Origin of the sequence: Pseudarthrobacter sp. NPDC092439, assembly GCF_044754945.1 — a bacterium.
Lineage (GTDB): Bacteria > Actinomycetota > Actinomycetes > Actinomycetales > Micrococcaceae > Arthrobacter.
Genome location: NZ_JBIVQB010000003.1, coordinates 475,011 through 496,715, shown reverse-complemented (window position 1 = coordinate 496,715; position 21,705 = coordinate 475,011). Strand labels below are relative to the sequence as shown.

Annotated in this window: 17 protein-coding genes; 3 read left to right on the top strand and 14 right to left on the bottom strand. The window is 59.3% G+C overall.

The genetic code is table 11. From position 1 onward, the window contains the following. Positions 1-7: 7 nt before the first annotated feature. Entirely contained in the window at positions 8-1,420 is a 1,413-nt protein-coding gene (locus ACIQCM_RS10350) for an amino acid permease (protein ID WP_400605517.1), read from the top strand. Between the two features lie 312 nt (positions 1,421-1,732). Here ACIQCM_RS10350 and ACIQCM_RS10345 read toward each other — a convergent pair whose 3' ends face one another. Further along, a complete protein-coding gene (locus tag ACIQCM_RS10345; RefSeq protein WP_400605519.1) occupies positions 1,733-2,398 on the bottom strand; it encodes a DUF4760 domain-containing protein in 666 nt (221 codons plus the stop codon). Between the two features lie 157 nt (positions 2,399-2,555). On the opposite strand from ACIQCM_RS10345, the gene ACIQCM_RS10340 reads away from it, so the two are divergent. After that, positions 2,556-3,206, top strand: coding sequence for a hypothetical protein (locus ACIQCM_RS10340; protein ID WP_400605521.1), 651 nt, complete (start codon positions 2,556-2,558; stop codon positions 3,204-3,206). Between the two features lie 167 nt (positions 3,207-3,373). Here ACIQCM_RS10340 and ACIQCM_RS10335 read toward each other — a convergent pair whose 3' ends face one another. From ACIQCM_RS10335 to ACIQCM_RS10300, 8 genes are all read right to left on the bottom strand, one after another. Next, positions 3,374-3,940, bottom strand: coding sequence for a DUF5067 domain-containing protein (locus ACIQCM_RS10335; protein ID WP_400605524.1), 567 nt, complete (start codon positions 3,938-3,940; stop codon positions 3,374-3,376). Between the two features lie 325 nt (positions 3,941-4,265). Beyond that, positions 4,266-5,936, bottom strand: a complete 1,671-nt coding sequence (locus ACIQCM_RS10330) for an NERD domain-containing protein (RefSeq protein ID WP_400605525.1) — start codon at positions 5,934-5,936, stop codon at positions 4,266-4,268. Continuing rightward, positions 5,933-6,787 (bottom strand): hypothetical protein, encoded by an 855-nt coding sequence (locus ACIQCM_RS10325; protein WP_400605527.1) that lies wholly within the window; start codon positions 6,785-6,787, stop codon positions 5,933-5,935. The genes ACIQCM_RS10330 and ACIQCM_RS10325 overlap by 4 nt, the downstream gene beginning before the upstream one ends. 15 nt (positions 6,788-6,802) lie before the next feature. Continuing rightward, positions 6,803-7,486: a DUF6308 family protein gene (locus ACIQCM_RS10320; protein ID WP_400605528.1), complete on the bottom strand. Its 684-nt coding sequence runs from the start codon at positions 7,484-7,486 to the stop codon at positions 6,803-6,805. Between the two features lie 138 nt (positions 7,487-7,624). Next, the gene (locus tag ACIQCM_RS10315; protein ID WP_400605531.1) at positions 7,625-8,878 is read right to left on the bottom strand and encodes a TY-Chap domain-containing protein; all 1,254 of its coding nucleotides are present in this window, start codon (positions 8,876-8,878) and stop codon (positions 7,625-7,627) included. Positions 8,879-9,102: 224 nt separating this feature from the next. Further along, positions 9,103-10,602 (bottom strand): ADP-ribosylglycohydrolase family protein, encoded by a 1,500-nt coding sequence (locus ACIQCM_RS10310; protein ID WP_400605533.1) that lies wholly within the window; start codon positions 10,600-10,602, stop codon positions 9,103-9,105. Further along, on the bottom strand, positions 10,599-10,841 hold the full coding sequence (locus tag ACIQCM_RS10305; protein WP_400605535.1) for a hypothetical protein: 243 nt from the start codon (positions 10,839-10,841) through the stop codon (positions 10,599-10,601). Before ACIQCM_RS10305 ends, ACIQCM_RS10310 begins: the two co-directional genes overlap by 4 nt. A 59-nt stretch (positions 10,842-10,900) precedes the next feature. Beyond that, positions 10,901-11,560: an ARPP-1 family domain-containing protein gene (locus ACIQCM_RS10300; RefSeq protein ID WP_400605537.1), complete on the bottom strand. Its 660-nt coding sequence runs from the start codon at positions 11,558-11,560 to the stop codon at positions 10,901-10,903. Between the two features lie 93 nt (positions 11,561-11,653). Between ACIQCM_RS10300 and ACIQCM_RS10295 the strand changes: the two genes are divergently transcribed. Continuing rightward, positions 11,654-12,325 (top strand): NUDIX domain-containing protein, encoded by a 672-nt coding sequence (locus ACIQCM_RS10295; protein ID WP_400605540.1) that lies wholly within the window; start codon positions 11,654-11,656, stop codon positions 12,323-12,325. Positions 12,326-12,551: 226 nt separating this feature from the next. Here the strand turns inward: ACIQCM_RS10295 and ACIQCM_RS10290 are convergent, their stop codons facing one another. From ACIQCM_RS10290 to ACIQCM_RS10270, 5 genes are all read right to left on the bottom strand, one after another. After that, positions 12,552-14,108 carry an SIR2 family NAD-dependent protein deacylase gene (locus ACIQCM_RS10290; RefSeq protein WP_400605542.1) on the bottom strand — a complete coding sequence of 519 codons (1,557 nt, stop codon included), beginning with the start codon at positions 14,106-14,108 and terminating at the stop codon, positions 12,552-12,554. Positions 14,109-14,252: 144 nt separating this feature from the next. Further along, positions 14,253-16,310: an AIPR family protein gene (locus ACIQCM_RS10285; RefSeq protein ID WP_400605544.1), complete on the bottom strand. Its 2,058-nt coding sequence runs from the start codon at positions 16,308-16,310 to the stop codon at positions 14,253-14,255. Next, positions 16,307-17,335 carry a PD-(D/E)XK motif protein gene (locus ACIQCM_RS10280; RefSeq protein WP_400605546.1) on the bottom strand — a complete coding sequence of 343 codons (1,029 nt, stop codon included), beginning with the start codon at positions 17,333-17,335 and terminating at the stop codon, positions 16,307-16,309. Before ACIQCM_RS10280 ends, ACIQCM_RS10285 begins: the two co-directional genes overlap by 4 nt. Further along, positions 17,328-20,207 (bottom strand): Z1 domain-containing protein, encoded by a 2,880-nt coding sequence (locus tag ACIQCM_RS10275; RefSeq protein ID WP_400605549.1) that lies wholly within the window; start codon positions 20,205-20,207, stop codon positions 17,328-17,330. Before ACIQCM_RS10275 ends, ACIQCM_RS10280 begins: the two co-directional genes overlap by 8 nt. Then, complete coding sequence (locus tag ACIQCM_RS10270; RefSeq protein WP_400605552.1) at positions 20,204-21,694, bottom strand: ATP-binding protein; 1,491 nt, start codon at positions 21,692-21,694, stop codon at positions 20,204-20,206. The genes ACIQCM_RS10275 and ACIQCM_RS10270 overlap by 4 nt, the downstream gene beginning before the upstream one ends. Positions 21,695-21,705: the final 11 nt, after the last annotated feature.

Below are 21,705 nucleotides of genomic sequence, written 5' to 3'. Positions count from 1 at the left end.
AATCCCCATGGAACACCAGACAAAGACGTCTGACCGCGCCCTCGGCGCGGCCCTCAAGCCCCGGCAGCTCACCATGATGGGCCTGGGCAGCGCCATCGGCGCGGGCCTGTTCATCGGCTCCGGCGCCGGCATCCAGGCCGCCGGCCCGGCGGTGCTGATCTCCTACCTCGTGGCCGGCACGCTCATCATCCTGGTGATGTGGGCGCTCGGCGAGATGGCCGCCGCCAACCCGGACAGCGGGGCCTTCTCCGTGTACACCGCGAAGGCATACGGGCCGGTGGCCGGCGCCACCGTGGGCTGGCTGTGGTGGCTGCAGCTGGTGGTGGTCATAGCGGCTGAGGCGCTGGGCGCGGCGGGCTTGCTGGCCACCATCTTCCCCGCCCTGCCCGTGTGGCTGATGGCCTTCGTGTTCATCGTGGTGCTCACCGCGGTGAACCTGACAAGCGTGAAGAACTTCGGTGAATTCGAGTTCTGGTTCGCCCTGCTCAAGGTCGTTGCGATCGTCGGGTTCCTGCTGGTGGGCTTCGCGCTGCTGTTCGGCTTGGTGCCGGGTGTGCAGTCGCCGGGCCTGGCCAACTTCATGGGCGAGGGTTTCGCGCCGAGCGGGTTCGCCGGGATTGCGACGGCGCTGTTCGTGGTGGCGTTCGCGTTCGGCGGCACCGAGATCGTGTCCGTGGCGGCAGCCGAGACAGCCGAGCCGGCCCGCAGCGTGAAGAAGGCCGTCCGGACGGTGCTGTGGCGCATCCTGGTGTTCTACATCGGCGCCATCTTCGTGATCGCGGCCGTGGTTCGAGTGGGTTCGGAGGGGCTGAAGAGCCCGTTCGCTGCGGTGCTTGAAGCTGCCGGGATGCCCGGTGCGGGCACTGCCATCACCCTGGTGGCCGTGGCCGCTCTGCTCTCGGCCCTCAACGCCAACCTCTACGGTGCTTCCCGGATGGCGTTCTCGTTGGCCGAACGCGGTGAGGCACCGCGGATTCTGGCCTCCGTGTCCAAGGCCCGGGTCCCGGTGGTGGCGGTCCTGGCCAGCGTCGCCTTCGGCGTTGTCACTGTGGTTCTGGAGATGGCGTTCCCCGAGATGGTGCTCGGCGTCCTGCTCAACATTGTGGGTTCCACGTGCCTGCTCGTGTGGACCTCCGCCCTCTTGGCCCAGCTCGCGCTGCGCCTCCGCGCCGACCGCGAGGGAACGGAGCTTCCCCTGCGGATGCCCGGATTCCCGTGGCTGACTTCCCTCGGTCTGGTGATCCTCGCGGCGATCTTCACCGTAGGCTTCATAGGCGAGGATTCGCGTCCGCAGCTCCTGAGTACGTTTGGGCTCGTGGCACTTCTGGCGGCAGGGTGCTGGCTGAACCACCGTAACCGTAAGGCTGCGCGTGTTGTTGAAGCATCGGACGGTGCCAAGGAGCCGGTGCTCATCGACTGAACCAGCGCCGCGGGGACACTTCCGTTTCAGGACGCACGAAAGGCGCGTCCGGCTTTCGCCGGGCGCGCCCTTCGCACGTCAGCTGCCGCTACAGCAAGTGGCCGGAGGGGTAGACGAAAGCTCTAACGGGAGGGGGTTGTTGAGGATAAGAGTTGAACAAGATGTTCCATTAAAGCCCTGCGCGGAACGTCGTGGGTATATCATCGCGACATGACTACGAACAATAAGCCCCGGTCTTACGTCGTCCATCGTGAAGAGGAGGACGTCTACTAAGGCTTAGTTGTTGCGATCTGCAGTTTTAGGGCTGGCTCATTAGCTTCGCAGGGAACGAAGTCTGTCTGCGTCCATATCCTTGCGCCTGATATCGTCTACCAGCCTGCTGAGTGATGTGAATACGCGAGACTGACGTGCCTCCACGTCAGAAGATTCCCGTCTGGCGATCACGTAAGGCTCGAATCTTTCGAAGGTCCGGATGATGATTGTGCCTCCGATTTCCCTCAATGGTTTGACGTCATAGATCCCGTTATCGACTCCGACTGCCAATCGCTCAAGCCCGTTAAGGAGTCGGGAAATCGAGTGGCCAACCTCTTGTTTTTCTTCGTGAGTGAGAGGCCCATTGCGTCCCTCCAGCACCGCCCCTATTATCGTCAGCGATGTAGCTTGGGCCGATGTTATTGTTTTGGGGCCAAGTTCCTTGGACAAAAGAACCCTGTCGGAATAGCACGCATCCGACCAAGCGTTCCATGCCTCAATCGTGGCCTGCCGTTTGCTTCGGCGCCACCCGCCCCAAGTAGTAACCGCCGCAACAACGAGTGAACCTGTGGCGACGCCCGCTGCAAGCACTGGGGCGGAGGGGCCGAATGAGGCAGCCAGGGAACTCAAGCCTCCTAGCGCATTAAAGGCGATGGCGCCGATGGCAAGAATTGCCAAAACGAGAGCCCCCGACAGGACAATTTCACGCTTGCTGAGATTCTTCATGTTCTTATGGAACACGTTGTGACAGCGGTGGCCTAGGGGAAGGGCCGAAAACCATCAAGTTGGGTCAATTGTTTCCATTTGCTCACCCTAGGTGCTCCGGACAATTAGTCGGATACGGGGGTCGATCGGCGCACAATACTTCAGATCGCACAGATTCTTGTCGCTCTGTAGGGGCACACTGAAAATCGTCCTAGGGAGCTTCGGCATCGTCGCCGAAGCCATCAACCCGCGCAGGACCGCGCCGCGCGCCATCATGCTGGTGGCCCTGATCGGCGGCGGCACCTTCGTGGCGGTGTCCTACGTGACCCAGCTGGTCCACCCCGGCGGCGTGTTCGAGGACTCAGCCTCCGCGGCCAGCTCGATCGCCCTGCAGATCGGCGGGCAGCTGTTCGGCGCCGTGTTCCTGGCCGGCCTGGTGGTGGCGCAGTTCGCCTCCGGCCTCGCCCAGGGCGCGCGGGTCCAGCCGGCCGTCGGGAGCCTCCGTGGATCCGGCCTCATGCCCCGGTCCGGCGGCCAGGCGCCTGGACGCTTCGGCGCGCCAGCCCGCCGCCGCGAGTTCACCATTAACCAGCGACAGGAGCCGCGAAGCAGCAACCTTCACATCCGCCTGAACGAACACATCCATACGGTCATGAGTCGGCTCCGCCGCCGTGTCGATCTGAACCACGGTGGCATCCGGGCCCAGCAGGTGCCCGAACCGCATAGTGAACGGACTCAAGTGGCTAGCTGGCTGAACCACCGTTCCAGGAAGGTTCCGCCCAATGTCGAAGCTTCGAACGGAAGCAAGCAACCGGTGCTCATCGACTGACATATATGTCGAAAGTTGACGACTACTTACAGTGGACGGGAGACGCGTCGGCTTGCAACCGTGCGCGTCCCCTCCCCTGTGCGCAGCTGTCCTGGATGGAGAAAGACGCCCCCATTGGATGGGCCTGAGGCCCCAGCCGTGTGGCGTCTGCAGGTGCGGAAATGTTCCTACTTCAGCTTGTATGTCGTCTTACCGATTTCAGTCATGCCAAAATCATCTGACGCGACTAGATCCACGGGTGTGGTTTCATCGTCCAATTCATAGGCGATCGCGTTCAGGACCGTTCCGCCCTTCTTGATCTTCTCCGTCTGCGTGCTCAAGAACTTTTCGTCGGGAAGCGAACCGACATCCAACTTATTCTCCGCGTTCGGGTTGTTGTCCTGATACGCCGTAATGACGTATAAGAAGTTCATTGGACTGACGTCTTCACCCGTCAAATTGGTAGTTTCGTACCAGAAAGCAATGACAGGCTTTTTACCGTACTCATTGCCCTTCCCGCCAACCGGAATAAGCTTATGATCCTTGACGACGATCTTTATTTCCGGAGTCGTTAGGACGCCTTCTTTGAAGGAAGCATCGTTGTTCTGGTTCGCCGGAGTCGAGCTGATGCTCGAGGACGTGGCGTCTGGCGAACTGCTGGAGTTTGTGGCACCACTTTCAGTTGCGGTTCCTCCGCATCCGTTGAGCAGCAACACGGCTGATGCGCACGCGAGAATCATCAATGACTTTTTCATAATGGGCTTCCTTGTCCCCCAGCTTGCTGAGCAAGCAAAGTGTTTACCTCGACATTGTACTGTTGCCCAGGCCGCTTTATGCCGAGTATTTCTCGGCAAGTGCGGCGTTGCTAGCCTTAGAATCTGCCAAGTCGGCAGTTCGATGGAATTGTTTCCTTTATTACGCGGTGCACATCAGCTGACCTGCCGTTCGGCACCCAATCGGGGGTTGAACCCGCCATTTGGGGCAGCCAGCGGACGTCAATGTCCCTACTGTCCTGGCTCAAGCGATGCTCAACTTCAAGTACGGCAGCTAGAGCTGGAAGGCACTTCAGCCAAGCCCGAGCTAGGGCTTCCATACCTGCGCACGCGAGAGTGCCAGCTTCAGTTCCCGCCCTCCCGCCTCCTCCAGCAGCCCGGAATCACCCACAACAACCAGCAGGCTCCGCGCCCGGGACAACCCAACGTAGAGCTGTTCCCGGGCCCGGCTCATGTCCTTAAATCCATTGACGCAAAGGACAACCACAGAACGTTCCAGACCCTTGAAGCCAAGCACGTGGCCGTAGAACTCACCGTCGTTGGCGTGGAAGTCCCGCCAGTACTCCTCCGTGGCGCCCCGCTCAAAATAGTCCAGGTGGACGGGGTGGCGGTCCTTGGTGGTGAGGAGCGCGATCTGGTTGTTCGCCCAGCCCTCGTCGATCAGCGCATTCAAGCAGTCTTCAGCGAGGCCGAGCGCATCCTCGGTAGGGCAGTCTACGAACCGGACCGGCAGGCCGGTGCTGCCGCGCGGCTTGAAGTATTCGCCGGCGAAGGGTCTGAACGTCTCGGCGATCTTGAGGGTGTTGCGGAGGTTGTCGTCGATGTGGATGGGCACCAAGGTGGCCATCGGCCCGTGGGTGAGGTCCGCCGTCGCGCCTCCCCAGCGCTGGTAGACGTCCTGCCGGTCATCCATGAACGCGTACACCTCACCAGCGGCGGGATCGGTGGTGCAGGCGAGCAGCGCGTCCCACCAGAGCGGCGCGAAGTCCTGGGCTTCATCGACCACGACGGCGTCCAGGCGCTGCTGCGGGTCCAGCCCCGCCGCGAGCTCCTTCAAGAGGCGTGGCATCTCGACGTCGAAGTACTTCTGCCCCTCGCCGTCGGGGACGCCCAGGGCGCGCACGTATTCGTGGAATTCGCCCGTAAACACCGGCTTCGCTTGCCGCCACGTCGCCACCCGGTCCTGAAGGTACTGCCCAAGGCCCTTGTTGTAGCAAAACAGGCCCACGCGCTTGCCCTGCTTGCTGAGCAGCTTGGCCTTCTCGACGGCGAGCCACGTCTTTCCGCTGCCCGCGCCGCCGGTGAAGCGGATGCGGGGGAGTGAGCGGGTGGCCTGCAGCAGCACGGACTGGCGCTCCGTGAGGTGGTCCTGCGCTGCTTCATCCTCCTGGGACGTGGTGGAGGGCACGACGGCGGTGTCTAGGTTTCCGCCCAGCTTGCGGACGATGCGCTCGAGGAAGGCCGGGGCCAGTGGGGCGGCACCGCCGCCTTCGTTTTCGATGGCCTGGCGCACGAGCTCGGCGGGCGATCTGCTGTCCGTTTGGTCGAGGATGAGCGACCGGGGGCAGCCGGCCATGGCCCAGTCCCTCGGCACGTCGGTGTAGGGCAGGCTGACCATGTAGACGCAGCGGCTTGTTACCGGAGAGCCGAGTTGAATCCTGAGCCAGTCCTTGAGCGCATGGAGGGAGCTCTGGGACTGCGCCACGGGGCTCTTGATTTTGTGCCGTCCCGAGCGATCCGACTGGTACCACTGCCCGTCATTGACGCTGACTTGGCCGCCCTTGACCTCGATGGCCGCCATGCCCACGTTAGGCCAAAGGACCAGCAGATCGATCTCGTACTCGTTCCGGCCGTCACGGACGTGGACGGAGTGGGCCAGGACAACGTCGTCCGGGAGGCTGTTCCTAAGAACAGTCCATACGGCCTTTTCCGCCAGCTGTCCCTCGCCGAACTCCGGTTCTTCCGGAATGCATTTCATGCTGTTCCTCCCGCAGCCAGTCTCAGCCGGTCGAGGTCATCGGGGTAACTCTGCGCAAGCGAAGGCTTGGGACCGTGTGCGCTTGGATGCTTCAGAAAACAAATAAGCCTCTTCCTACCGCCGAGCACCATCTGGAAGAGGTTCTGCTCTTGGTGTGCCATGCCGTACTCGGTGTTCTTCCCGAACATAGGTCGTTGCTGGAAGACTTCAGGATAGGCAAGTTTCAATGTCTGGGCAGCTTTGCTGCCGACGACAACCACCAGGCCAGCGGGTGATGCGGCGAGAACGCGGTCCATATGTTTGGTGGCGCAGAGTTGGGCTGCCTCAGCAACGCCTTCTTCCCCATTTGATTTGCAATGTACCACCTCCGTCATGACGGACTGCTCATACCAAGGGGCTCCTGACCCGAGGAGTGCCTGAGTCTGCTTCTCCACCCAACCCCAATATGGCTCGGGAGTACCCCATGCGGGGCCGTCCGCTGTTTCTACCTTTCGATGCCGGTGGTTCAGGACCCATCCGTGTTCCGGGTCGAAGCGGTTGATCATGAAGTCTGCGATGTCGCGATCTTGCCAGTCCACGGTGGGATACTTCTCCGCTACGCGTTTTGCGCGCCATTTGGCAGTTGGGTTACCGGCACTGATGGCCGGGTTCGAGGACAGGAAGACGATGCCGGCCGAGGCTAGGTTGCCAGCCCATGCTTCAGGCACTTGAAAAGGGCCAGCAAACCCGTCCTGCGAGTGCACGATCTTCCGGCAGGGGTGAGGACGGCCCTGTTCCGCGTCCTTAGCTGCACGCACAAGTTCACTACAACGAGCAACGCTCAGGGCAAGTTCTTCGAGGTATACGGGCATGACTCTTTCCGGGCTTTACGTTTGGATGCTTGCTACAGACACTGGGGGCTGTTTCCCGTGCATCCATAGAACAATGTCCAGGACTCGAACGTCGGAAAGGAAATCCTTGACGCCGGACAGGTTGTAGATCGTCCGCAGGCGCTCAGTGAGACCAGGATCCTCAATGAAGGCGGCGTGCCAAGTGGCCCACTGGCCTTTCGAGTTTCCGTGGAGACCCATGAGCGGTCCCACGACGGAATCGTAAATTGGAATCAGACGCGGGCGCTTTCTGGCCATAATTTTGCTAGCTCGAGTTTCGCCCACTCCCCATCGGCCCGTATCCCGACCGCGAAGGACATGCCAGAGTTCCGTTGCAGCACTGTCCTCACCGAACATACTTTGAAATTCCCCAACCGATACGTCCGCCATATCACGGTCCGTAGGAATTGCCTTCAGCAAGCGTGAAATTTTGCCTTTGTGGGTATCAAGTAATCCGATAGCAGCTTCGCCGGGAATATCCACCGACAGGAAGGACACAGCGATGAGGTCGTCCGCCGTAATAGTGTCCGCATTGTCGCTCGAGTCGCCGCCTCCGGCCCACGAGTTGAAGTAGCTGCCTGTGTAAGCCGGAAGGCCGTCTGGTAAGCGCCGATAGTAGGCGGCTAGGAGCCGCGCCGCCTGTTCCTCATTGCCTTCGCTGAGAATGTCGGGAAGTGTCATTTTGGTCCTAACTACTTGAAAGGGTTTCAGCTGGCATTGCGGAGGGTCTGCACAGTGCCGCCCAAGACGTCTGCCGCTGTGACACCACCGTCCGGGTTGGTTCCGGAAGGGAAACTCCCGGTGTGCCATTGGAGCCTGTCAGCCATGACAGGACCGGCCACTTCTCAGGCCCTCCAAGACGAGGTGCCCAGCGTCTTCCAAGAACACTCCTTCCCTGTACCAGTTGGGGGTGTCCGAATCCGGCTCTGACCAGCGGTGTTCCAAAAGGAACTCGGGATGAATCGGCCAGTCGTCAGGTGCCAGGAAGTCCTCGGAGACGATCTCACACCATGCACCGTCGGGCCCCGGGGTGATCTGGGCATATGGCTGAGGACCTCCAAGCGCACCGTCCCCGTATTGAATGCTGAGGAACGAGTTCCACGGCATCGTTCGGAGCACTTCACTGATGAGTTCTGCAGCTCGTGCCCACGCGTAGTCTGCAGCAGCATCGGCTCTCAAATGATTGACGATCCCGCGGAGCTCATCTTCTTCCAGCGGAACGTAGGCGCCGATCACAGACTCCCAGGCTCCAAAGTGCCGTCCGATGGCCACCGCGGAGGGGCGATCCCGATTCATGGCCACTTCGGCAATCATCCAGCTGTCGTAACTGGCGACATCTTTCGGGGATCCGAACAGACCCTCTGTGGCGCGGTAGGAATGTGAGGCATCTGCAAAGTCGGCCGCGGAAAATCCGCCCCGCACAGCAGGAAATTTCATGCCCACCGATTCAAGAGCCACGTGCCAAGATCTTCCCGTCGTTCGGTCACGGATCAATTCGGCCGGTGGCGGAAGTAGCTGGTGCCGCTCACGACCTGCTTCGAGGACAATTGCTTTCCGAGCTTTCTCGTATTCAGAGTAGGAGATGCCTTCATCGTCGCCATTACTAATCGCCTCAGCTATTGTTTCAATGACTGCAATTACTTGAGCGATCTGCCTGCGGGAAAGTTGTTCAGTCAAGATCATTCGAAATTCTTGAATGTTTGGCATGGGGATCTTTCCTAAAGCCAACTGATGGTCAGCTTCAATCTCCCGGTGACACCCGGTTACGTAGCGCAACCACATCATGTCGGTAACAAAAAATGGTGATGGTCGGCCGGGGTCCTTGAGCATTACAGGGCTCTTCAGTAGCTCCACTGCGATGTCGACGTCGAACGTGGCGCCGAGAGCGACCAGAATTTTTGGAATGTCAGAGCTTTCAATTCCAGCGTCTAAAAGCTGGAGAATCCGGTGGGAATTTTCACGCAGAACCGCGGCAGTCTCAGAGCACCGCCTGCGAAGAGCTTCGGACCGCTGCTGCTCGCTCTGATCAGCCACCCGGGTACTGAGGAGACGTAGCATGTCGTAATCTCTCATACCGGCATCCGCAGCAATGCGCTGCAGCGGGTCACCGGCCTAGTAGGCCTTAACTGCCCGACTAGCAATCCGGTGCCGATCCAGCTGACGTCCGTGCGACGTCGACTCCTGTTCCCCCAAGTGCAACTCTTCCCATTCTGAGCGCCAAAGCGGCTCTTCTGATGCCAAGTCATTCTTATCAGCACCCGCCGACATTGTTTGGCAACTGCTCCGTGCGGTCGTCCTTATGACCTGACGGCTTGCGGTTTGTGGCCCCTCAACACTTGCATGAAAAGCGGATTCGGCCGCGCCCCGGGCAGGACGCGCTGCAGGTCCGCCAAGGCTTCCAGAGCAGAAATTCCGGCAACGCGCGCCCCATAAAGCGAAGCCACTGTCGGTGTCCGGGACTCGGCCCGGACACAGTGGAGCAGTACCTTCTTGCCCTCCGCGCGGTAGCGTTCGACGGCGGCCGACGCCTCCCGCAGCGTAAATGCGGCGTGTGCATTGTCACCATCAAAAGCGGAGTCGATGACCCAGAACGAAGCGTGGTCTTCCGGTGCAATGCCGGGCACGTCCAACGTTCCCACCCGGCACAGCGACACCACGGCATCAATCCCAAGCTCACACACACGCTGAAGCGAACCGACGCCGCCCAGCCACACGCCGTCGTCGTGCGGGTGCCGGACCAGCGCATCGGTGCGTCCCCACATGCTGTAGTCGTGGCGTTCAGCCCGCGGCCAGGAGGCGGTCCACCTGCCCCCGCCGCGGCCCAGCTCCATGCCCAGCATCATCAAATCGCGGGCACGCAGACCCGGCCAGCCGTGCAGGCGCTGCCGCCATTCGAAGGGCACAGCGGTGTAGCCGTACGCTGCGCCGAGCAGCCCGCCGGCGATGGCCGCGACCGTGTCGGTGTCGCGGCCGCCACGCACCGCTTCCTCCAGGGAAGCCCGGAGGTGGGCAGGGCCTGACGCCGTCCGGCCGGCATAGTGGATCGCGCTCCATGCGCCCTGGAACGCCTCCACCACCCACCCATTGCGGACGAAGTCGCGGGGACGTGACCGCTCCGCCGCCTCGATGCGCTCCAGCCACAACGCCGCCCGTTCCGGAGAAAGCAGCGGCAGGCCGGCCCGGACATCGAGCTGCCCGGTGAGAACGGCGTGACGGACCGAAACGCACCACAGCCCGCAGGCCTCCTGTGCATCCGGATCCGCGTGGGTCAGGGCGCTGAGCGTCCCGGCAGCAGCCATAAGTTCGGCCGGATCCCGGCGGAGGTAGGCCAAGGCCAGTGGCGCCGTCCGCATCAGGGAACCGTTCCCGGCACTCCTGCCGGTGCGGGCGTGGAAGTCGGCTGCGGCGGCGGTGAAGTCTGCAGCAGTCACCTCACTGCCAGCCGCGGAAGCAAGCCGGCGCGCGGCCGCAATGACGCTGCTGGTCTGCGCGCCCACATCCTTTGCTTCCGCCGCCCATGCAGTCCAAGACCGGACGATCACGGTGAGCGCCGCGGGGGAGGAAGCCCCGCCGTCGGACGCCTGCTCCAGCAGCGCCTCGGCGATGGGGATGGCCATGGAGGTGTCGTCCGTCCACTCGGCCGGCGCGAACCCGAAGGGGCCGCCGCCTTTCATGCTGACTGCAGTGCCGTCCGGCAGCGGGGCGCCGAACTCGTAGCCGGCACCGACGGCGTCGCCGGCAGCCAAGGCGACCAGGACGCCGGCCGCACGGTCATTCTGCAGGGGGTTCAGTTTCATGCCATCTCCATCAGGGGATGTTGAGTGTTCCAGCCGGTGAGGTGCGCCAGTTGCGGGCGGCGCTGGGGGAGCGCGACGGCGATTCCGGCGGCGGTTATCCGTCCTGCACTGCGGGAGACGTTGCGGCTGCGGAGGGAGCCGTGGTTCCGGACCTCCAAAGCTGCCGCGCCGTCGTCGAACACTCCGAAGTCCACGGCCTGCACGTGGGCGGCAAAGTCACGGGCCCGCTGGCCGGGCATCGGACCCGACGCCAGCGCCTGGGGCGGCAGGAGTTCCAGATCCAGCAGTGCCGCTTCGATCAGCTGCCGATAGTGGCGGCGGAGCAGCGTGCTGGTGCCGAAGACTTCCAGGAGCAGCGGCTGGGCCCGAGCCCGATCACCACGCCGCGCTGGCCCTCGAGAGGTTGCGGGGCATCCGCGGGGTCAAAGCGGTTCCGGTCCTCCTTGTCGTCCTTGAACCAGTCCAAGTGTTGTAGCAGCGAGCTGGTAGCGGAGGCGCCCCGGGCGTTGTCGAAGCGGTTGACCCGTTCCCAGATGCGGCCCTGCCGGTTGCTTCCGCGCCCGCTGCCGGCGCCGGTCAGCTCGGCCCGGACGTTGAGCGGGGCACGGCGCGCCTGGCGCCGGTGGCTGCGCTGGCCTTCTTCCCAGCGGCCGGCCTCGACGCAGAAGGTGTCGATATCGCGTGTCTCACCCGGTCCAAGGACCGCGTCGCGGGCGCAGGTCCGGTGCTGCTGCCCGCCTTCGAGCAGTTCGCCTTCCAGCAGCAGTGCCGGGTTGGGGCCGTTGTTGGTGACGGTGAGGCGGGACACCTGGGCGTCGCTGGCCAGTTCGGTGACGGCGACACTGGCGTGGGTGCCGGTGCTGATGCCGAGGCTTCCCGGGTCGGAGGTCCAGACGGGGAAGATGCTGAGCGGCCCGAGGCTGGTGCCGGCGCCGACGTGAAGCTGTGGGACTTTCATTAGGACCTCCAGGAGATTTATCGCATTTCTGCGCTAATGAACTTCAGTATGCACGTGTTGCTTCTTTAGCGCAATACTGCAATAAATGGAGATGTGAAGGATTCCCAGAACGGCCCAGGCACGTCCCTGCTCGACTATCCGCGCCCGTCGGTGGCGGTGGATACCGCGGTGCTGACTGTTTACGAGGGGAGTGTGTGCGTGCTGCTGGTGCGCCGCGCCGAGGACCACCAGCACGGAAAGTGGGCACTGCCGGGAACGTTCCTGCGGGAGCGTGAGACCCTGGCGGATGCGGTGCTGCGGTGCCTGCAGGAGAAGGCGGGGATCTCCGGGCGGGTGCCGCGGCAGCTGCAGGTGTTCGACGAGCCGGGCCGCGATGACCGCGGCTGGGTCCTGTCGGTGGCCCATGTGGACGTGGTCCCCTTGGCGGCCTTGGAGGAGGCGTTGAAGTCCGACGGCGTCCGGCTGGCTTCCGTGGACGGGGAGCCGGAAATCATCGCCGGGCTGCCGTACGGGCACGCTGACATCGTGGCGAAGGCCGGGGAGTGGCTACGGGCTGCCTATGCCGAGGCGCCGGATCCTGGGGCGCTGCTGGATGAGCCGTTCACGCTGAAGGATCTGCGGGAGCTGCACGAGGTGGTGGCTGGCGCGCCGCTGATGCGCGACACGTTCCGGCGGTTCATGGAGCCGAAGCTGGCCGGGACGGGGCAGATGTCCGACGGGACGCGGGGGAGGCCGTCGAGGTTGTGGGTGCGGAGAGCGCAGTAGGTTGCGTCTTGGTTCGGTGAGTCGCGCACCTGCACCGTAGCCCAGCAGGATCGAGCATTGCGTCGACGATGTGCGTGCCGTGTAGAACCGCTAGATGTAGTGCAGGAATTTGTGCAGCGTAGAAAAGCGTAGGTGGCAGAATGACCTCTGAGAGTCTGTCGCGAAAGACCGAAGAGAGTGGGCTTTCCCAATGCCGGACGGGGCATTACGGCCATGACGAGCAAAGCTAGTGTTGAGCGGGTAGACCTAGGTCGCGAAGCGCACGATCAATTACTTGCCACACCTCGGCTGTTTGAGTTGTCCGCTTCCGATTTGCTAAATTAAGCAATTGCTGGCGAAGCTCTGCCTCCTCATCGCTGAGGCCGCCATTGTAGGCAGGCGCCAGCAGATATGAGTGGTTGTCGGTGGCGTAGGCAGCCATCATGTCGAGAAAGATTTCGAGTTCTCGGCCTGCTGCAGCCATCGCCAGAGCCGCGTCCTCATGCTTGGAGTTTTTGCCCGGAGCAGCACCGGCCATTGGAAGTATGTCCAGATTTCCCGACCACACAACCCGTTGAAGTGGTTCGTCGAAGAGGGAAAGCACAGTGCCCATCTGATTGCCGTCAGTGGTCTTGGCTGGCATTGCGCGGCGCACGTCGTGGACTATCTCGTAGAAATGATCATCCGCCAGTCCAAATCCAACGAAAAGCAAATGATGCGTGAGCAGGTGTGCTTTCACAAGGGCGGACAGCGCTGCTCGATTGCTGCTGTATCCGAGGTAGTCGTCTCTTGTCAGCACTATGCTTTCTGGCTGTTTGACGGATCCGTGCAGCTTGAGGAGCCACTTATTGCCGACGGCGGGCACGCTCTCGGGGATAACAGTCCGTGCCTGCTGGGCATCGAAGCAGGCCATCTCGAAAAGCCGATCGTAGTTGAGAGTGATGGCTCCGGCGGAAGGGATAGTCGCCAGGAGCGCCGGTGCCAAACCGTAACGGGAAAGATCGACGGCGGAGGCAATCGCCTTGCCGAATGCCTCCCGCGAACCATGCTGTTCGATGTAGAACTGCTCCAGCACGCCTGCTTGGTCCAGGGGAGCGAGCGACTCGAAGGCAGAGATTTGTACATCTTGGAGTTGAATCCCCTCTCTAAGGCGGTCCAACAGTTCCTGCCACGTGGGTGCGCCGGCGCTAACGCTGACGCCGGCCCCGAGGAACGGTACGAGCTGCCCGATTCGCGCCTGCTGACCAAGAGCCTTGGCTTTTTCGTGCCGAAGGGGGCCGAGAGAAGTCCAGGGAGAATTGTTGATTACTTCCCGTCTGAGCTTCTGGGCCAACGAAAAGGCTGCCCGGTCTTGAAGTACGAGAATGATATCCACTTCATGCCGAAGGGACAGTACGGAAATTGAGTTTAGGATGGCACGCAGAGCTGCGCCGAGGTGGCTTCCGGCACCGCCTCCGTGGGTGCCAAAAAACGGAAGGGCCAGCAGTCTGTAGGGACGACCGCTTGATGGCCCGCCAAGGGCACGCAAAGCGACATTAACAAACGCATCGAGTCGCTCGGCAACGACTTCACGCGACCAGTGACCATCATCCGGCACAGCAGTCAGGATGGGGACGGGCGTCCCTTGATCCCATGAAAGGACGGCAGCAGCATGGGATTGTCCGGAGCGAAACCGTTCATCACAAGAAGCCTCAGCGAGTTGTTGAAGGTTAGGGTGTGCATCTGCCCAATATGAGCGGATATTTATTCGTGAATCGGTTGGGAGTAGCCAAGCATCGCATTGCAGCTTCAGGATGTCCGCCATGGCCACAAAGACATGCGGCCGTGTCACGGCGTTTGCTCGCTCACGGCATAAGCGTTCGTTATGGTTACCACGTTCTCTCCTAGGATTGAGACGGCTTGCAGAACATGCAAGCAAAACAACAAGCTCCCGGTGAATCAGTGTTTGTCACGGGCGTCTATGGTCGCCCTTCAGGTCGAACCCCAGGCGCTCGACTTCATCCAGAATCTTGACCCCCTGAACAGCCTGCTTCACAGAAGGTGCACGTCCTTTTTCGAGAAGGTTGCCCAAAGAGTAAGCAAGTGATCGCTGAAAGGGCTGCAAGTTGCTGGTTTCCTTCGCCCAAGAAGAAATAGCCTTCCAAGTGTGCGAAGAAGCCATAATGACTCGCTTTAGCGCTTCAGTTTCTTCATCGGATTTGGCGGCGGCGGCTTCCGGTGTATCTGCCATGTTGTTCGGTCCGAGGTAGGGCGTCGACGACTTTGTGATAATGTCGTCAGGGGCCAGCCATGGAATGCCGCACACTGCGTCCCAGCACTCCTTTTTCTTTGCCCATTCCATTACGTTCCTAGAACCAGCGCTTTGCACAATTACCTCATGTACTCGAGGCGCCAAATCCCTAATTACGTCTGAAAGTCGCTCAGGAAGCTGCTGTTCTTGCCAGATCTTGTTGAGATCGAGACGCTGCTTGGATCCTCGCGACAGGAATGCCAAGGTGTAGGCGACCGTCGCAGACCGGTAGCCGCCCAGAGCGAGCTTCGTGACTATACGTTCAGTTTCTTTCCAGAGGATAGCTTTGGCGACCAAGCGCTCAAAGTAGGCTTCGTCAGGGAGCGTTCGGTCGCTGTTCTCAGTCCGTGATTGGAGGAACTCCCGGAAATTCTTCTCGGCACCCAAACTGACAAGATGCGGCTTTTGCAGCCACATGTGTTCGTACTTGGCAACGTCGGTTTTCAGAATTTTCTGCGAAATTGGATGTTCGCTCTTGAAACGCCTCTGTGCCGCGGGTGTCCGCTCCCGGGCGACGGCGTCGGCGTACTGGCCGCGGGCACGCTCGAAGAACCATCGCGTCATTTGGTGGGAGCCATTCTTGCCTGGAGCCCACTTGGAACGTGAAATCTGTTCCATGGCCACATGGAACTTGTCATTTGCAGTGAAGTCGGCCATGCGAACGGGATTTTGTGCGTTGGAAAACTGCGAGATAGACCGAGCCAATTCATGGCGGACTTCATCTGCGACGACAGTCAGCTTCAGTTGAACTTGGACTTCAGAGAGATCCCGCTTGCTCTTGGAAAGCGCATGGTAGAGCGAAGCCGTCGTCTGCCCACCGTTGACAATCTGCACATCATGCAGATTCGTCACCAAGGTTCGTTCGCTGTCAGAGGTTGTCTCAACACCAGCGGCCGTCAGCGACAGACCGTTGTTGTAAGCGAGAAACCTATAGGGCTCTTCTGCGATGGTTGACTGTATCCCTTGATTGATCTTGCCCCGCGTCTGTAGGAAGGAACGGACATTGAGCTCCAGAAGCCTGGGGCCGTATAAACCATAGATGCGGGCTAAGACATCTCCAGGGATGACCGCGAGATAGGACTCGTAATCATCGGGGTCACCAAATGGCCCAAGAGCTTGGATACCATCGATCCCGTAATCGGGAAAGTTTATATACACTGGCTCTTGTGCTTCCCCAGAGCTATCAATCTTGTGAATGCGCTCCAAATCCCACACCTCAACGGACACGGGGCGGTCGCGAATATCGCCGAGAGTTGGGATTTCTGTTCGGAGGCGAAGGTTACTTAGAACCAGCAGGCGAATACTTTCCACCGCCGGCCAGAGAGTCTTTATCTCGGAAACGATGTCGTGAAGGTCCGATGACTCGTCAACGTACTGATCTAAGTTCATGGATGAGTGCGAGGTAAATCCGCTCATCCCAGTCAACAAGGGTTCAAGGTCGGCTTTGGTCAGGCTGGCGATGCCGTCTGTCGAACGGAACAGAGTCCCAAAGACAGTTAGGCGGTTTCTCTCCTCGTCCCAGTCCATACCGGAGCAGATTAATCCCGGTTTGGAGAGCACGGCGATCCTCGGATCATTGGCCTCGCCTGCTTCCAGGAGCAGGTTCGCGGCGTACTCGGTGAAGGCTTGTGCCAAACTCTGGGGCGACTCTTCATTCTCCGCTGTTGACCGGACTTCTTGAGTGAGCTCAGCATGGAACTGTTCGATGGTGGTCATGCGTAGGTCCTCCTGAACACTCCCAAAACGTCCTCGGCCAAGAGAACCCATGGACCACAAGACTCTAAGTCGACCTTGTAACTGACGTGGCTCACGCCCGTTGGAAGGTCTGCCTCAACGATCCTAGGAAAATCATCACGCACTTCTAACCACTGCTTTTTGCGCACTTCGAAGGTGCTGGTATAGCGAGCAGAATGCTCATCGATAAAGCCGCTCCTGATGAGCCTGGCTTCCAACGTCAATTTGGCCTGTTCATCACCGTTCATAGCGTCCCGCACCTCGGCGACCAAGTTCGGCAGCCTGAATCCGATACCGTCTCCCCTCACGTCGAGACTGTAGGCAACCATGAGCAAGGTCTCCGTCTGCACTGGGTCGAGTTGCCGCTCATTCGTGATCGTCACATGCCGCGATCCAGTAGAGGACGTGGACTTGACCTCAACTGCAAGCTTTCCATCGCAAAAATCCTGAAGTGCCCGCTCGGGGCCGAACCAGCTAATGGCTGCCCTCTCCGCGCCAGCGTATGGAATGAAATAGTCGCGCAAGGTCAGTAGTTCTGCTACTAATCCAGCCTGCGCCTTGGTGCTGAGGCCTTGGTGGGCAACGCTGAAGAATCCTTGCCACAGGGCTAGTCGGCGGACAACCGACCTTATTAGTTCTTGCGCATTCAAACCATGCACTGACCCAGTGACATCCCGGGCCAAGGCTTTGAACACGGAGGTAACTTCTGAAGCCGCTTCAAGGATGCGCAGCTCAAGGTTGCCCCCACCCACGTCAATCAAACGAATGTCGAGTCCGGCTACGGAGGGGAGACCGGGCTGAATCTCCTTGAGCTCGCCGGGGGCTTTGAAGAGGAGGCCCCTTCTTCGTCCGGACGTAAAACTGATCAGGGCGAAGTGATCTTGGCCTGGTGGCGAAGAAAGCCGCCTTCGTATCTCCCCAGTGCTTGAGTGACTAGACTCCAGCGACTTCCACGCTGCGTCGAGATCGACATCGTCAGAATGCCAAGGCTCAAGCCTGCTATTCATCCTGTGCACCTTCATCCTCATCGTCGAACATCGCATCCCAGTAGACCGAATTCACTTGGTATTCGACAGCCAAGTCGTTATCACTCTGTGGGAATGACACAGCGAAGCCCACGAGAGGAATGGGTGCTTCATCTTGGGTTGCTACTTCTTGAAGCAGATCTTTATGGAGCAGCTTCTCAGGATTCAAGGGATAAACCATCAAGAAACCAGTGTTCTTGTCACGCACCATCCGTTCTGCAGCCGCCGATGGGCGAGTTGGCCTAGTCCGAGCCTTAGCGTCCCCAGCATCGAAGCGTTCTTGCGCCCACCCGAGAGCACGTTCCCACTCCTCAGATCCCTTCTGGAGTGGCAGAAGTTCATCCCCCGAACTTACGAGTCTCTTTATTGTCACCCTCGGTTGGCGGACACCGTTCTCCGACTCAATCACTTGGTTTTCAAGTTCAGGCGAAGGGGCTCGGTCGAATGACCGTAGTTTCTTCCCACTAGAGGTCGTTAGGAAATCATTACCAGTCCCCTGCCTCGATCCGATCATCACGATCCAATTCTCGAGTTCCGGGACGTCTAGATGTGTGCACTGCCGGATGTAATCCACCAATGGTTTAGGCAAGCCTCTGCCGGTATCTCTGTGAGCCACATAGGAGTTTAGGAAATTGATGACGACGTTGGCCTCTACTGAAGCAACCTGCGACCTTTCCAAGACCTCAGGATTCACGAGGCAGGCAGTCAGTAGAGAATCAAGCGCGTCCCAGTTGGCTTTGCGGGAAGCCGCTGAGGTGTCAAAAAGCAGGGTCTCACACTGCGTTCCAGCGAAGGATACGCGTAGGCTTTGTGCATTTCGGGACTTATTGCGGGCAGTAACCATTAGACCGTCCGGATGTTGCTGGACGCGAAGACCGAATTGCTTAGGAGTTTTGTTCAACTGGGCCATGATATCGAATTCACGGTACAACTTAGCGGTTGCATTAGTAATCCGCTCATACCAAGTTACCAGCTGAGAGGTGGTGAATATTCGGCACAAATCTAGGTACCCGGGCCGATATCCAAACCATCGGCCCATTTGCATCAGGGTGTCGTACATCCTTGACGCCCGTAAGTAGTAGGAGGTAGTGAGACCCTCAAGAGTAAGGCCGCGGGAGAGTTTGTCCCCTCCCACAGCAATAACGGTGAGCCCCTCAGGGCGAGAAGAATACATCAGAGAATCTTTGACGGATCCGTTTACCACTTGCACTTCAACTTCATCCAGCACTGAAGAGATGGTAACGGCGACTTCGTACCAGGGAGAGATCTCCATACATTCGGAACGAGATTCCTCTTGCCGCAGCATAGTCGAGGTCGTAGTAAGGAAGTCCGACTCGTAGAGCTTTTTCAACTCAGAAAGCGCGGATCCCGACTCCTGGACACCTTCATGACGGACGGAGACGCGTAATTCTTCAACGTAGTCCTCGACCTGAAGACGTACACCTTCTTGAACGTCTTTGAACCGCGTGACGTGAACAAGCATCGAAGAATGCTTGTTCTTGATGGGTCGAAGCTGTTTGAGAGCGGCCGAAAGAATGAAGGACTGGATGGCCGTCTTCATCGAGTCAGGCAGTTCGTCTTCTGGCACCTCCGTCTTCTTATGCCCGTCACGGAGCCAACCTTCGTGATCGTCCACTGTCCGCAGGGTCGGAATCGGGGTGACACTTTCTAACCCCACGTCCGTGTCCTCGTTCAGTCCAAAGAAGCGGATAGGGCCGGAGTAATTGGAGGGCTCCGGAAGCCTGATAATGAAGTGCTCAGGAAATAGGTCATTACCTACAGAGCTATGCTTGGCCTTCGGATCGATGAAAATGTTGGCAAACGGAGTCGCCGTATAGGCGACGTAAGCGCTTTGTTCGAACGTATCCAAAATTTTACGAATCAGACCATTGATTCTCGATGGGTCAGTCTCGTCGTCTGTGAGCTTCTTCTGGCTAGTGTCGACGGATGCGTAGTCTGCTTCGTCGTCGAGCACCAGGAGCGGAAGCTTCTGGACGATTTTTTTATGCGTCTCAGGATCAACCGTGTGCGTAAGTTCCGTGGCCCACCTGTAGACGTTGGAAAGTATTGATGCATTTTTTTTGACCACCAGGATTACCGGGTCGCCGCCCAAGGACTGCAGTGCCCTCTTAGCGGTGCTGAGACTGAAGTCTCCGTTTGACTCAACAGTGGTCGAGCAGTTGATTCGGAGAAAGGGTCCCGATTTAAGGCCGACGCCGGTTTTCGGGGATTGGCCCGTACTGCTAAATGCGTCGACGGTGTTGAATCCCAAGACGCCCTCATTGACACGTTGTTGCGTTTGGCTTCGGAGACTATCGTGCGCACCGGCCAAGACAATTACGAGCTTGTACCCAGAATCAATGGCTTTGTTGATGAGGCCAATGTAGTTAGAAGTTTTGCCCGATTGCACCTGGCCGGCAACCAGTCCCCGGCGCTCCCACTTTCCGTCTCTTGTGGGATCCTCAAGGGAATCCAGTATCTTGTCTGTAACCACTCCTACGGATTTATCAAAAACGTGGCCGGGTCTGCCCTCATCCTCGATCATCAGCCGCCGGTACCTGTCCCAGAAGCGCCACTCGATGTTTGACCTTCTTGTTGCGAGCCAAGGTTTGTGATCTGTCGGATCGTAGAGACCCTCGCCGGGTTCTACATAAGTGTTGAACTCCTTTTCGAGCTGACGGACGATCTCTGTCAGGTCCTCCTCTGTCGCGGGCTCCAAGCCCCTTTGAACGGAGAAGTCGTGGGCATCAGTGACAGCAGACTCGATGTCTTCTCTTGTGAGGAGCGCCTTGTCCTTCTGGAAGTCCTCTAGGTCGACCCGAGCGAGCTTCAAAACACGTTCAAGAGTTCTCATTCGACTCCGACCTTCTCTTTATATGCAGCCACGATTTCAGGGTAAAGCGAAAACGGCTCAACGCTTGATAGCTCACCTATTGCCGCGGCCATATCGCGACCTCGATCTGTCATGCGCCGGCACAGAAAATCCAGATCCGCCAACACTTCATTAGCATTTCCCTCGAAGGGGCGATGTGAAGACTCGATGCCGTCGGCAACATGGACGGCGATCTGCGTAAGCGGCAGGGTTTCCTCGACGAAGCGAAGTAGGCGCCGTATCTCGTCTTGGGCGCCTGGCGCCGCTTCCAACAGTTGCGTAACGACAGGGTTGTCACGGTTAATTTTGTAGGTGATCTTTCCGTCCCGGTCCTTGTATTCTCGCCATGCAAAGACAAAGTCTTGGGCAGCGTTGCGGGCGCTAAACTGCCCTCTAAACCTATAAACGGACTGGGCTTTGGACTTGGTATCACGTGCAATGCGGCGAAGGTCAGTCACTAGAGGGGCCGGGGGACGTACATGAGACTTTCTGACGTCCACTTGCCAGTGATGGTCCAATTCAACGGGAAAGTCGAGCGCGATCCGAGCAAGCTTTGCATGCTCTTCCTTCATGCCACCCACGCCCAGCCAGCTTCCGGCCACGAGAAGCCTGTCATTGCGGAAGACATAGAAGCCCTGATTAGCATTCCACCCTGCAACTCCCGCTGCTTGGCGGTGCTCGTCGTCGGACAACTTGCTCTTATGCGGCAGTACGTAGGACGTGACCTTTACAACGCTGCCGTCTAACGGCAGGTGTTCCTCCCCACCAGACCAAGTCCCAAGATGCGATGCCATGAAGGGGTCCCATGGCGTGATTGGATGTCCGTTTAGGTGAATCTTCAGGGCCCGCCTCCCTGACAAGAAGCGGTGGAAGGTCAGGGCTAGATGGCGCTCGACGCGATCAGCCACAGCTAGAAACTGCGTTTTAGTGGCACGCCCGTCAGGATCATCAAGACCGACCAGACGATCACACTTTGTCCAAATGACCGCTGTTCCTGCTCCGGCGAACGAAATATCATTGATGACTTGTTCCGGCAGCGTGGTTCGTAGCCGCCACTGGCCGGTTGCTCGAACTTCGTCTAAGTCCCACCTCCGGACAGCAGTGCCAGATCCATTCGAGCTCACCACGGTAAGTTCCCGTGCCTGGGATATGGAAGCAGTCTTTAGTCCTAGTCCGAAGCGGCCGAGATCCCCTGCCGAACGTTCTTCCAGAGGGCTCTTGCTTCCGAGGCGCATCGCGTCGAGAAGTTGGTCTGCTCCCATGCCGTGGCCGTCATCTTTGATGACGACATAGCAATCGCCGTCATTCCACTGGAATGAGATGTATATATTCTTTGATTTTGCCGCAATGCTGTTGTCCACCAAGTCAGCGATCGCGGTTTCCGGCGTGTAGCCGAATGCGCGAAGCGACTCAAATATAGGACTTGCACTGGGCTCAACAAGATCCCAGCCATCGTCATCGATGTTCACCTTGACCCCCA

What these genes read in the sequence shown, in the direction of transcription:
- ACIQCM_RS10280 (WP_400605546.1), bottom strand. Translation starts at nt 17,335, where the DNA reads ATGAATAGCAGGCTTGAGCCTTGGCATTCTGACGATGTCGATCTCGAC.
- ACIQCM_RS10315 (WP_400605531.1), bottom strand. Translation starts at nt 8,878, where the DNA reads ATGAGAGATTACGACATGCTACGTCTCCTCAGTACCCGGGTGGCTGAT.
- ACIQCM_RS10305 (WP_400605535.1), bottom strand. Translation starts at nt 10,841, where the DNA reads ATGCCCGGCCAGCGGGCCCGTGACTTTGCCGCCCACGTGCAGGCCGTG.
- ACIQCM_RS10345 (WP_400605519.1), bottom strand. Translation starts at nt 2,398, where the DNA reads ATGAAGAATCTCAGCAAGCGTGAAATTGTCCTGTCGGGGGCTCTCGTT.
- ACIQCM_RS10290 (WP_400605542.1), bottom strand. Translation starts at nt 14,108, where the DNA reads ATGGCGGACATCCTGAAGCTGCAATGCGATGCTTGGCTACTCCCAACC.
- ACIQCM_RS10325 (WP_400605527.1), bottom strand. Translation starts at nt 6,787, where the DNA reads ATGCCCGTATACCTCGAAGAACTTGCCCTGAGCGTTGCTCGTTGTAGT.
- ACIQCM_RS10310 (WP_400605533.1), bottom strand. Translation starts at nt 10,602, where the DNA reads ATGAAACTGAACCCCCTGCAGAATGACCGTGCGGCCGGCGTCCTGGTC.
- ACIQCM_RS10300 (WP_400605537.1), bottom strand. Translation starts at nt 11,560, where the DNA reads ATGAAAGTCCCACAGCTTCACGTCGGCGCCGGCACCAGCCTCGGGCCG.
- ACIQCM_RS10350 (WP_400605517.1), top strand. Translation starts at nt 8, where the DNA reads ATGGAACACCAGACAAAGACGTCTGACCGCGCCCTCGGCGCGGCCCTC.
- ACIQCM_RS10335 (WP_400605524.1), bottom strand. Translation starts at nt 3,940, where the DNA reads ATGAAAAAGTCATTGATGATTCTCGCGTGCGCATCAGCCGTGTTGCTG.
- ACIQCM_RS10285 (WP_400605544.1), bottom strand. Translation starts at nt 16,310, where the DNA reads ATGACCACCATCGAACAGTTCCATGCTGAGCTCACTCAAGAAGTCCGG.
- ACIQCM_RS10320 (WP_400605528.1), bottom strand. Translation starts at nt 7,486, where the DNA reads ATGACACTTCCCGACATTCTCAGCGAAGGCAATGAGGAACAGGCGGCG.
- ACIQCM_RS10275 (WP_400605549.1), bottom strand. Translation starts at nt 20,207, where the DNA reads ATGAGAACTCTTGAACGTGTTTTGAAGCTCGCTCGGGTCGACCTAGAG.
- ACIQCM_RS10330 (WP_400605525.1), bottom strand. Translation starts at nt 5,936, where the DNA reads ATGAAATGCATTCCGGAAGAACCGGAGTTCGGCGAGGGACAGCTGGCG.